Genomic DNA, 10,795 nt, shown 5'->3' on the forward strand with positions numbered 1-10,795 from the left:
CGATTGTCCATCGTTCCGGGCCCGCCGACGAGAGGCACGGCGCGAGGCGGGAGCCTGGCCTCCCGGCCGGGAGCGGCCTCGGGACGCCTCGGCTGCGCGAGTCAGAGGGGGGACTCGATGAAACTCAGGTCCGCGAGTCCGCGGGGTCGAGGTTGGCGTGCAGGAACCTCATCGCCTCCGCGACGGCGAGATCGACGCGATCGAAGTTCAGCACCGAGTGCCCCGAGCCGTCCGCCCAGACCACCTGCGAGCGCGCGCCCGTCCACACCTCGATGCCGCGATCGCAATGCGGCAGGCCGGGGTCTTCGGGCCCGACTCGGCTCTTCGACACCGGATCCTCGAGCAGCTGCGGGAGCCGCTCGACCCGGTCTTTCGCCGATCTGCGGTCCTTGCGGAACCTGAGGACCAGCAGTGGCGTCTTCCTCTTCGCCAGCTGCTCGTCTCCGCCCGGTATCCCCCAGCTCCGGCGGCGCCAGGCGGGCAGCGCAGGCTGGCTTCCGACGACCGCGCCGACAGCGGGATCGAGCACGGTGGCCATCGCGAAGGCGCCCGTCGCGCACATGCCGATGACGCCGACTCCGCGCGGGGACGGCGCGTAGGCCGCGAGTTCGCTCACGGCGGCCTTCAGCCACGTCGTCCCGCGTTCGGGGTGGTCGGCCACGAGGAGGCTCATCTCGCGGGCGATGCAGCGGCCGATCAGGCCAGCCGCCCCGGTCAACATGGCGCGTGGGCCCGACGGCCCGGCACGGCCGAAGAGGTGCGGGAGCGCGACCGTGAAGCCCGACGCCGCGATCTCGGCGGCGAGAGTCTTCGTGTTGTCGGTCAGTCCCGCCAGCTCGTGCATGAGCAGGACCCCTGGACCCCGAACGGGACCGAAGTGCACATCGTGCTCGATGTCGGCGGTCTTGACGCGACGGCGTTCGAAGGAGATCTCATTCGCCCCATCCACGGGCCCACCCTAGTGAGAGGGGCTGTTCCCGCAACAGACTGGGTCGCTCGTCGGGCATTGTTCGCGGTCAGTTCGACATTTGCCCTGATCAGCGGCGCCTGAACGCACTAGGTTCGGTGCTGACGGGACTGCAGGTCCAACAGGAGCGATGCGATGTCGACGGAACTGACCTCGGAACGGGCGCCCGCGTCCGAGCACCGGAACGGCGGTGGGTCTCGAACGAGGATCGTGAAGCGCATCTGGGTGACGGCTCTCGTGGCCGCGATCGTCACCGTCGTGTTCGGCGCCCTCGTGGTGCTCAGCTGGATGGTCGACGAAACGCACTTCGACCGTCCGAGCGGGGCCTTCGACGAGTTCGCGGAGCAGGTCGAGGACCTGCCGGGCGTCGACCTCGTCGACCGGGCCCGCTGGGTCGAAGCGCCGACGTTCTCGGACCCGACGTCCTGGATGCACGTCACGGTGGACGAGGCGGGCCTGCCGGGCCTGGTCGACGCGGCCTGCTCGACCGAGTACGCCGACGCCGTCACCTGGTCGATCGTCGTGCGAACACCTTCGCGGGCCGAGGTGTCATTGCATGCGGCGCCCGCCCCGGGAACCGATGCCGGCGATGCGCGGTGTCCTGACTTCGGGTTCGACGCCGTGCGTCTTGTCGACGAACTCGATCGAGTCTCCCCTGGCCTCGCGGTCCAGCCGTCGATCTGGAAGGACGGCGTGCTCACCCTCGTCGCGCTCGAGATGGAGCAGCCGACGGGGTTCGCCGACCTGCTTCCGCTCGTCGAGCGCTCCGACGATCTGGTCGCTGCCGCCGGTCTCGATGCGGATGGCGCTCTCGAGATCAACTCGGCGAACCTCGGCGCCCTCATCGAGCCAGGCGAGAATCGCGCGTACCTCGCGCTGCTCAGAGAGCTCGCCGAAGATCGTGCCGTCGGCAGCTTCTGGGCCGACGGCGGCGGCACTCCGACCGACGGCGTCGAGAAGGTGCAGATCGTCGCGCCGGAGGATCAGCATGCGGCGATCGAGGACAGCATCCGGTCTTCGGGCCTGCACATCGCGGATCTTCCGGTGCGGTTCATCGAGCAGTGAGGTCATGAGTCCACCCGGCAGCACGAGGGGTCGACCAGCCGGGGCGGATCGGGGATCCTCGTATCCAGGTGCACCCGACAGAGAAAGGACGAAGATGTCTGGAAACAGGGCAGTCGCCTACAAGGGGCCCGGAGTCGTCGAGGTGGTCGACACCCCCTACCCCGAGTTCGAGCTGAAGGACGGGCCGGGCGTCAACCCGGCGAACGTCGGCAGGAAGGTCCCGCACGGCGCGATCCTGCGCACGGTGTCGACGAACATCTGCGGGTCGGACCAGCACATGGTCCGCGGCCGCACGACGGCACCGGAGGGACTCGTGCTCGGTCACGAGATCACCGGCGAAGTGGTCGAGGTCGGCCCGGGCGTGGAGTTCGTCAAGGTGGGCGACATCGTGTCGGTGCCGTTCAACATCGCGTGCGGCCGGTGCCGCAACTGCAAGGAGGGCAAGACCGGGATCTGCCTCAACGTCAACCCGGACCGGCCGGGCAGCGCGTACGGGTACGTCGACATGGGCGGCTGGGTCGGCGGGCAGGCGGAGTACGTGCTCGTGCCCTACGCCGACTGGAACCTGCTGGTGTTCCCCGACCGCGATCAGGCGCTGGAGAAGATCCTCGACCTGACGATGCTCTCGGACATCTTCCCGACCGGCTTCCACGGCGCCTACACCGCCGGCGTCCGTCCCGGCTCCACGGTGTACATCGCCGGCGCCGGTCCCGTCGGCCTGGCCGCGGCCGTGGGCGCGCAGCTGCTGGGCGCCGCCGCCGTCATCGTCGGCGACCTGAACGAGGAGCGGCTCGCGCAGGCCCGTTCGTTCGGGTGCGAGACGGTCGACGTGTCCCAGGGCGACCCCAAGGAGCAGATCGCGCAGATCCTCGGCGTCCCCGAGGTCGACGCCGCCGTCGACGCAGTCGGGTTCGAGGCGCGCGGACACGGAGCGGATGCCTCGCACGAAGCGCCCGCGACCGTGCTCAACTCGCTCATGGATCTGACCGCCGCAGGCGGGGCTCTCGGCATCCCGGGTCTGTATGTGACCGGGGACCCGGGCGGCATCGACGAGGCGGCGAAGGTCGGCTCGCTGTCGCTGCGGCTCGGCCTCGGCTGGGCGAAGTCGCTGTCGTTCACGACCGGCCAATGCCCCGTGATGCGCTACAACCGCCAGCTCATGATGGCGATCCTGCACGACAAGGTGCAGATCGCCAAGGCCGTGAATGCGACGCCGATCCCGCTCGAGGACGCTCCGCGCGGCTACGAGGAGTTCGACCACGGCGCCGCCAAGAAGTACGTCCTCAACCCCAACGGCTACATCAAGTCGTAGAAGACCTCGAATCGGGATGCCTCGACCGAGCCGTCCCTCGCCCCCAACGAAAGGAATCACCATGTCCGTGAACCTCGAAGACGCCCGCCGCGTCATCGCCGCCGCAGAGAAGCGCGCAGACGAGATCGGCCAGCCCATGAACATCGCCGTCGTCGACGCCGGGGGCAACCTCGTCTCGCACGTGCGCCAGGACGGCGCCTGGATCGGCAGCATCGAGATCTCGATCAGCAAGGCCTGGACGTCGCGCGCGTTCGACATCTCGACGAAGGATCTCGGCGACAACTCGCAGCCGACGCAGCAGTTCTTCGGCATCCACACGACCAACGCCCACGGCCGCGGCGTCGCGATCTTCGCCGGCGGCGTGCCGCTCACCCGCGACGGCAAGGTCGTCGGCGCCGTGGGCGTCTCCGGCGGCTCGGGCGAGCAGGACCAGACGGTCGCCGAGGCCGGCGCGGCCGCACTCTAGCTGCCACGACGAAGGGTGCCGTCACTCGTGGGGGGCGGCACCCTTCGCCGTGTGCCACGGACTCGTGCGTCAGGGTTCCGGCCCGATTGTCCCGAGCCTGGCCCTACGCGTAGAGGTCCGCGCGATCGGCGACCACGCGGAGCCCGGCCGACTCGTCCTCGACGACCTCGAAGAGCTCGGCCCGGACCCGCGGCGTCCCCATGCCCCGATGCAGCACGAGCATGAGCACCCCCTCGAACGTGGTGAACAGCATCCCGTGACCGGCGTTCCCACCGACGAGGATGTCGAGCTGCTCCCACGGTCCCTCGAGCGAGCCTCCGCGCGAAATCGCCATCGTCTCGACGTATTCGGCGGTCGATCCCGCGCGCCGGTAGGTCGCCCAGAGCATCAGCAGACCTCCACCCGCGAGCCGTCGCAGCTGGGGACCGTCTGTGACGTACGGCACAGGTGAGAGCGCGCTCGGCGTGCGCTCGCGGAGGAGCTTGGCCTCCGATCCGCGGAACAGGTGGATGGGGCTTCCGACGGAACGGCTGAGGTCGGCATCCAGTCGGATCGCCTCGATCGTGCCGTCCAGGATCTGGACCCACTCGTGTGCGTAGACCATCCACGGCCGGCCCGACTCGTCGACGTACAGGGTGCCGTCGAGCGTCATGAACTCGCGCGGAGCGACGGGACCATCGAGGTGGAGCAGCTCGAACGGGCCGAGAGGCGAAGACGCGACGGCGATCACCGTGCCCCGTGCAACGGGCGCATATGCCCGTCCGTCGCGGGCTCGCGCCGAGAATTCCGACGAGCCGTCCGACGCGGCGGGCAGGGCATGAGTCGAATCGTGCAGCGTCGTGAAGAGGTAGAAGCGCCCCTCGAACTCGTGCACTTCGGGAGCCCACGGCGACTCGGCGGGGTTCGCCCACGAGCCGTCGGGGATGGTGAACACCGTGGTGGGGCCGACCCAGTTCCGCAGGTCGGCGCTGCGGTACACCGTGACGACGGGAGCGTCCGGCGAGGACGTGTAGAGGTAGTAGGTCCGATCCGGCTCGTTCGCGAGGATGAACGGATCATGCACCCAGAAATCCGCGAGGACAGAGGTGTCGGCAGGGGTCACAGGGCGGCTCCGGGCTCGGCGAGCGATGGCGAACAGCGCGGATCGCGATCATCGCGGGCCTCGCTCGCCCATCATCGCCCGCCCGGGACCGCGCGAGGCCGATCGGCGCGTCAGGACGCCGAATTCGCCCCGAGCGGGAGCAGAGCACGGATGAGTCCGTCCTCCACCGAGGTCCGCGAGAGATGCGGCGCCTCTCGCTTCATCGTCCCGAAGGTCTGAGCACGCCAGTCCAGCTCGAGCGCGCGATTCGCCTCGACCAGCACCTCGACGAGGTGATCGACTTCGCCGAATGCCAGCATCCCGCTCAGCAGTCTCGCCCCGCGGACCGCGCGCTGCGATGTCCCCATGAGCTTCACCTCACCGCGGGAGTTGATGCTGAACTCACCGGGGCAGTACTCGCCCGGGACCGGTCCGAGCCTCGCGTCGACGTCGAGGTCGCGCAGCGCATCCACGATCGTCCCGCCGGCGCGCCCGAAGAACTCGTTCTGGTCCATTCCGCCGTCATCGCGGCAGATGAGATCGAGGATGAGGCAGGACTCGTCGTAGGCTACGGCCCGTCCCCCCGTCGGGCGCACGGCGGGCTCGAACCCTCGGGCCTCGGCGCTCTCGCGGGCCCGCGAGAATCCCGGCATCCGGCTCTCGCGCCTGCTCATGGCGAGGGTCGGCTGCGGCGTGTACAAGCGCACGACGCGTGGCTCGGCGATCTCGCCCGACGCGACGCGGCGCAGCAGCACGACCGAGGTCTCGAGGTCGTCAGCAGCGGTGCCGGCCACCGTCTGCCGGATGACCAGTCCCGCGGCGGGGCTGAGCGCCATCGCCGGTTCCGTGTCAGGCCATTCCGAGAAGCTGCTTCAGCCGGACGACATGACCCGCGGGGTCGACCTCGTAGAGGGCGTGCAGGATGCGGCCGTCCTCGTCGACGACGAAGGTCGAGCGGATGACGCCGATCACGGTCTCGCCGTTGCGCTGCTTCTCACCCCAGACGCCGTAGGCCTCGTGCGCCTCCCGCTCCGGGTCGCTCAGGAGGTCGAAGGGCAGGTGGTCGCGCGCGCGGAATTCGAGCAGCTTGTCGGGAAGGTCGCGTGAGACGCCGAGCACCTCGTAGCCAGCGGCCTGCAGGGGCGCCAGGCTGTCGCGGAAGTCGCACGCTTCCGTCGTGCAGCCGGGCGTCATCGCCTCAGGGTAGAAGAAGAGGATCGCGGACCTGCCGCGCAGGTCGCTCAGCGCGACTTCCTCCTCGTCCTGGTTGACGAGCGCGAAGTCCGGAGCAGGGTCGCCGGCGGCAAGACGATTCATCACCCCAGCCTAGGAGGAGGCGCAGCCGCTCGGCCGTGCCGCCTTGAGGGCGACCGTCCTCCTCGGGCCGGCGGAGGCTCGTCGGACCTCTACCTTCGGGCGGGGTCGGCTCGAAGCGGCGCCTGAGGAACGAGAGGTCATGGGGACGGTCCGCCCTGACGCCCTGACGTGGCGGCTCGATCGGACGTACGATGTGCCCATGTCCGGTCGCAGGGTTGCGCGTGCATTATCCGTTGCTGCACTGACAGGGCTGCTCGTGGTCTCGGCGGCCGCCGCGTACGGTGCGGAATCTCGCCGAGGAGGCGGTGCGGTCGAAGACCTGATCCCGTTGCCCGATGGCTTCCAGCCCGAGGGCATCGCGATCGGTCCGGGCGGCACGGCCTACCTCGGCTCGCTCGCCGACGGCGACATCTATGCCGTCGACCTGCGAACAGGCGAGGGCGAGACCATCAGCCAGGGTCCCGGCACCCCGTCGGTCGGGTTGAAGCTCGATCAGTTCGGACGCCTGTTCGTGGCCGGCGGCACCTCCGGCACGGCTCGCGTGATCGACTCGGCGACCGGCGACCTGCTCGCCGACTTCCAGTTGGCGCAGCCTCCGGCGTTCATCAACGACGTCATCCTCACCCGAGACGGCGCGTGGTTCACGAACAGCTTCGCCGCCGAGCTGTACTTCCTCCCGGTCGAGCCGTCCGGAGGGCTTCCCGACGAGTCGGTGATCGTGCCCCTCACGGGCGAGTGGATGCAGCAGCCCGGCTTCAACGCGAACGGCATCGCCGAGACACCCGATCACAAGGCGCTCCTCGTGATCCAATCGGCGACGGCGACGCTCTTCAGGGTGGATCGCGAAACAGGAGAAGCCACGAAAGTCGATCTGGGGGGCGCGTCGCTGCCTGCCGGCGACGGCCTGCTCGTCATCGGTCGCACCCTCTACGTCGTCCAGAATCAGCTGAACCAGGTGGCGGTCATTCGCTTGGACGCGAGCGGCATGAGGGGCGCGCTCGTGGAGACGCTGACCGATCCGGACTTCAGAGTGCCGACGACGGTCGCCCGATACGGATCCGGACTCTTCCTGCCCAATGCGCGGTTCGGCGTGCCTCCCACACCCGACACGGAGTACGAGGTGGTGCGCGTCGACCGCTGAACCTCCCGCCCGGGGCTCGGTCGGGACCGGTTTCGGGGCGAGGGTGCCGTCGCCGACCTTGCCGGCATCGGCGACCGAACAGCGGACGAGCCGGTCGTCCGGCGTGGAGATCCCGAGGGTGCACGTGCGTGGCCGACGTGACGCCACGGCATCAAGCCGGCCCGGATCGTCCCTACGACGGGGGCGAACGGACGTGGTGGCTGGTTCACTCCGCGCAGCGGCGTGTGGAGCACTGTGTGTTCGGAACCCCCTGCAGGATGGCGGTGTGAAATCTCCTGATGAGCGTGACGATCTCTCCCGGCTGAAGCCGGTGATCGTGGGCGCGGCGGCGATCATCGTCGCCGTCGTCTTGCTGTGGATCGTGACATCAGTCCGCCGCGACCAGCCGTTTCCCGTCGACGTCAGATGGCACGAACTGATGATTGCGAGCCGAACGGACGCGGGGCTCGTCGTGGCGTGGATACCGAGCCACATCGGAGGTCCGGCCATTGCCATCGTCACATCGGTGGTGGTCGTGGGGACACTCTTGATCTTGCGGTGGTGGTGGGCCGCTATCACTGTCGCGGCAGCCCTCGCGCTGTGCATCGCCATCGCAGCGCCGCTCGCGCGACTGGTGGCGCGGATCAGGCCGGAGGACTCGCTCGCGGAGGTCGTGCCCACGTCGTTCCCCTCCGGACACGTCGCATTCGCCGCCTGCCTTGTCACGGTGCTGGCCCTGCTGTTTCGGCACTGGCTCTGGTGGGTGTTCGGAGCCGTCTGGGTCGTCTGGATGGCCTGGAGCCGGACGTATCTCGCCGCGCATTGGCTGTCCGACGTCGTCGGCGGCCTCTTCCTCGGGGTGGCCGTGGGGATACTGGCATGGGCCGTGGTCGAGACGATCCGCCGGCGGAGGGCTGCTCGCACGGCCGATCCAACACTCGAGGACCGGAGTGCATAGTCCAGTACAGCCTGAAGCCGAAAGCATCCGAGGGTTCTGCGGACCTCCCTTCTCAAACACAGCTCGCCCTTTCCCGGTCGTTGAGCGAGCGGAGCGAGACGAAGCGTCCGAGCCCGGCGCTGCGCGTGATGACTGCCCCTCTGCCGGGTGCTTCGCTTCCTCACCCGACGACCCACCCACCCGATCGCTGAGCTTGTCGAAGCGTCGGGGTCGAGTCCGCCGTCAGCGTCGGGTTCGACCCGTCGACAAGCTCGGGAACCGACGCCGGAAAGGGTTCTTGAACGGGGATTAACAGCATCCGGGATGTCGGAACCCCTCGTCAGAATAGGGTCATGGAAGCCCTGCTCGACACCCTCCGCGGCACCGTCGAGCAGCTCCGCGACCTCACCGCTCAGGGCCTGCGCCGCGGTGCGATCCGGGCCGCTGCCGACGTCGATCTGATGGACGCGCTCCGCGTCGCCGGTGACGCCGCGCGCCTTGCGGACGCGCTGCTGGTCGAGGGCGCGGGTGAGGTGGCCCGGCGTTCCCGGATGCCGGAGCGGGATCTGCGCCTGTCGACCAGGCTGGGCTGCCACGACGTGAACGAGCTCCTGCAGCGGCTGACGCGCCTGGCTCCGTCCTCCACCGCGCGACTGCAGCGCGCCGCGCGCGCCGTGCTGGTCGAGCACCGCCTGGACGGCGAGGAACTCCCCGCGACGCTGCCCGCGATGCGGGAGGCGCTGATCGACGGCCAGGTCGGTGTGGACGGCCTCCTCGCGGTGGCCGGGCCGTTGGAGGCGATGGGTGACCGGGTCGGCCGGGAGGACCTGCTCACCGCCGACGCCGTGCTGGCCGCCGAGGCCCGCGGGGAGGGGCCCGATGCCGCACCCCCGGCCTGCGCCGACCTGCTCCGTGTGCAGGCCACGGTGTGGGCGGCGGCGCTGGACCAGGACGGCGCCGAACCCCGCGAACAACGCGCCACCCGGCTCCGCGGCGTCTGGTTCGGTCGGGAGCGCGACGGGATCATCCCGATCAAGGGCGCGCTGCTGCCCGAAGTCGCCGCGCAGTTCCAGCGGATCTGCGACGCCACCGGGTCACCCCGCGCATCCGACAGCGGGGTGAGCTTCCACCCCGACGCCCTCGAGGCGGACCCGGTCCTGCCAGACCCGCGCACCACCGCGCAACGCACCCACGACGCCCTGGCGACGGCCCTGTTCACCGCCGCATCCAGCGAACTGCTGCCCACCCTCGGCGGCGCCGCCCCCACCCTGGTCATCTCCGTCCGGCACGAAGACCTCCTCGCGGGCACCGGGTGGGCGCACGTGGACGGCGTGACGGAGCCGGTGTCGATCGCCGCGGCCCGGCACGCCGGCTGCGCCGGCGTCATCCAACGCGTCCTGCTCGCCGGCAACGGAAGGATCATCCGGATCGGGACCGAGGAACGCGTGTTCAACAAGCACCAGCGTCGCGCCATCGCCCTCCGCGACGGGAACTGCATCATCCCCGGCTGCGGCGTCCCCGCCGCCTGGTGCGAAATCCACCACGTCACCGACCACGCCCAAGGCGGCCCCACCCACACCGACAACGGTGTGCTGCTCTGCTGGCACCATCACCGGTTCATCGACACCGGCACCTGGAAGCTCCGGATCAACCACGGCATCCCCGAAATCCAAGCCCCACGATGGCACGACCCCAGCCTCCGGTGGAGACCCGTCACCACCTCCCCCACCCGCCTCCGCGACCGCACCGTCAGACGCACATGACGGCACGCCGTGTGGTGTCCGCTGCCGAGCTCCGCGGTTCCGGTCGCACGGACCACCTCGGCCACCTGCCGGGGGGACACCGTCCTTCGCGATTCGACTGACCTTGCGCGGTCTGTGGGCACGAGTCCGCAAGCCTGAACGCAACTCGCATGACGCGCCATGTCGCTGAGTGACCGGGTTTGACGACCGATCAAGCGAGCTGCTCCGCCGCCTCCTACTCTCGCCGTTGGGCCTCGGCAAGGCCCCGCCTCCGGTGAGTGATTCACCGCGGCGACAGCCGTGACACGACGTGTCACGCGCATTCCCTACCCGAGCAGTGCCGACCAGAAGGTGACACCGTGAACAGAATCCGCACCGCGACAGCAATCACATCTCTCGGGCTGGTGGCGGCCGTCATGGCGGGCTGCGCCTCCGGTGCCGGCACGGCCTCCGCCGAGAACGGCGGCGAGGTCACTGAGCTGCGCCTCGGCTACTTCGCGAATGTGACGCATGCTCCGGCGCTGGTCGGCCTGGAGGAGGGGTTCTTCCAGGACGCGCTCGGCGACGTCGACGTGACGACCTCGGTGTTCAACGCGGGCCCCGCGGCCATCGAGGCGCTCACCGCGGGCGCGATCGACGCGACCTACATCGGCCCGAACCCGTCGATCAACACGTTCATCCAGTCCGGCGGCCAGTCCGCGCACATCATCGCCGGCGCCGCCACCGGCGGTGCCGCGCTCGTCGTCGCGGACGGCATCGACAGCCCCGCCGACCTGGCCGGCACCACC

The 10,795-nt window shown here is 69.7% G+C and carries 11 protein-coding genes; 7 read left to right on the plus strand and 4 right to left on the minus strand.

The window, feature by feature from the left end; all coding sequences use genetic code 11:
* Nucleotides 1-124 precede the first annotated feature (124 nt).
* Entirely contained in the window at nt 125-949 is an 825-nt protein-coding gene (locus ABZ477_RS06705) for a dienelactone hydrolase family protein (protein WP_360129760.1), read from the minus strand.
* Between the two features lie 228 nt (nt 950-1,177).
* Here ABZ477_RS06705 and ABZ477_RS06710 point away from each other — a divergent pair, with 228 nt between their 5' ends.
* The 3 genes from ABZ477_RS06710 to ABZ477_RS06720 all read left to right on the plus strand — a co-directional run bounded on the left by ABZ477_RS06710 (nt 1,178) and on the right by ABZ477_RS06720 (nt 3,810).
* Entirely contained in the window at nt 1,178-2,032 is an 855-nt protein-coding gene (locus ABZ477_RS06710) for a hypothetical protein (protein WP_360129763.1), read from the plus strand.
* 94 nt (nt 2,033-2,126) lie between these two features.
* Nucleotides 2,127-3,344, plus strand: a complete 1,218-nt coding sequence (gene fdhA, locus ABZ477_RS06715) for a formaldehyde dehydrogenase, glutathione-independent (protein ID WP_360129766.1) — start codon at nt 2,127-2,129, stop codon at nt 3,342-3,344.
* A gap of 61 nt (nt 3,345-3,405) precedes the next feature.
* Nucleotides 3,406-3,810: a heme-binding protein gene (locus ABZ477_RS06720; protein ID WP_360129769.1), complete on the plus strand. Its 405-nt coding sequence runs from the start codon at nt 3,406-3,408 to the stop codon at nt 3,808-3,810.
* 103 nt (nt 3,811-3,913) lie between these two features.
* On the opposite strand, the gene ABZ477_RS06725 is transcribed toward ABZ477_RS06720, so the two are convergent.
* The 3 genes from ABZ477_RS06725 to bcp all read right to left on the minus strand — a co-directional run bounded on the left by ABZ477_RS06725 (nt 3,914) and on the right by bcp (nt 6,208).
* On the minus strand, nt 3,914-4,912 hold the full coding sequence (locus tag ABZ477_RS06725; protein WP_360129772.1) for a glycoside hydrolase family 43 protein: 999 nt from the start codon (nt 4,910-4,912) through the stop codon (nt 3,914-3,916).
* A 110-nt stretch (nt 4,913-5,022) separates the two neighbouring features.
* Nucleotides 5,023-5,727, minus strand: coding sequence for a lipoate--protein ligase family protein (locus ABZ477_RS06730; RefSeq protein ID WP_360129775.1), 705 nt, complete (start codon nt 5,725-5,727; stop codon nt 5,023-5,025).
* 13 nt (nt 5,728-5,740) lie between these two features.
* Entirely contained in the window at nt 5,741-6,208 is a 468-nt protein-coding gene (bcp, locus tag ABZ477_RS06735; RefSeq protein ID WP_360129778.1) for a thioredoxin-dependent thiol peroxidase, read from the minus strand.
* 199 nt (nt 6,209-6,407) lie between these two features.
* Between bcp and ABZ477_RS06740 the strand changes: the two genes are divergently transcribed.
* The 4 genes from ABZ477_RS06740 to ABZ477_RS06755 all read left to right on the plus strand — a co-directional run.
* Nucleotides 6,408-7,349 carry a hypothetical protein gene (locus tag ABZ477_RS06740; RefSeq protein ID WP_360129781.1) on the plus strand — a complete coding sequence of 314 codons (942 nt, stop codon included), beginning with the start codon at nt 6,408-6,410 and terminating at the stop codon, nt 7,347-7,349.
* 265 nt (nt 7,350-7,614) lie between these two features.
* Nucleotides 7,615-8,286, plus strand: a complete 672-nt coding sequence (locus tag ABZ477_RS06745) for a phosphatase PAP2 family protein (RefSeq protein WP_360129784.1) — start codon at nt 7,615-7,617, stop codon at nt 8,284-8,286.
* Nucleotides 8,287-8,618: 332 nt separating this feature from the next.
* Nucleotides 8,619-10,028: a DUF222 domain-containing protein gene (locus ABZ477_RS06750; protein WP_360129787.1), complete on the plus strand. Its 1,410-nt coding sequence runs from the start codon at nt 8,619-8,621 to the stop codon at nt 10,026-10,028.
* A 395-nt stretch (nt 10,029-10,423) separates the two neighbouring features.
* Nucleotides 10,424-10,795: ABC transporter substrate-binding protein (locus ABZ477_RS06755; protein WP_360129847.1), on the plus strand; the 372-nt coding region annotated here is incomplete at its 3' end.

It is taken from the genome of Microbacterium sp. NPDC019599, from assembly GCF_040632175.1.
Taxonomy (GTDB): Bacteria; Actinomycetota; Actinomycetes; order Actinomycetales; family Microbacteriaceae; genus Microbacterium.

Excerpts from the sequence above, each read along its gene's own strand:
- ABZ477_RS06740 (WP_360129781.1), top strand. The coding sequence starts at position 6,408 with ATGTCCGGTCGCAGGGTTGCGCGTGCATTATCCGTTGCTGCACTGACA.
- ABZ477_RS06730 (WP_360129775.1), bottom strand. The coding sequence starts at position 5,727 with ATGGCGCTCAGCCCCGCCGCGGGACTGGTCATCCGGCAGACGGTGGCC.
- fdhA (WP_360129766.1), top strand. The coding sequence starts at position 2,127 with ATGTCTGGAAACAGGGCAGTCGCCTACAAGGGGCCCGGAGTCGTCGAG.
- ABZ477_RS06750 (WP_360129787.1), top strand. The coding sequence starts at position 8,619 with ATGGAAGCCCTGCTCGACACCCTCCGCGGCACCGTCGAGCAGCTCCGC.
- bcp (WP_360129778.1), bottom strand. The coding sequence starts at position 6,208 with ATGAATCGTCTTGCCGCCGGCGACCCTGCTCCGGACTTCGCGCTCGTC.
- ABZ477_RS06720 (WP_360129769.1), top strand. The coding sequence starts at position 3,406 with ATGTCCGTGAACCTCGAAGACGCCCGCCGCGTCATCGCCGCCGCAGAG.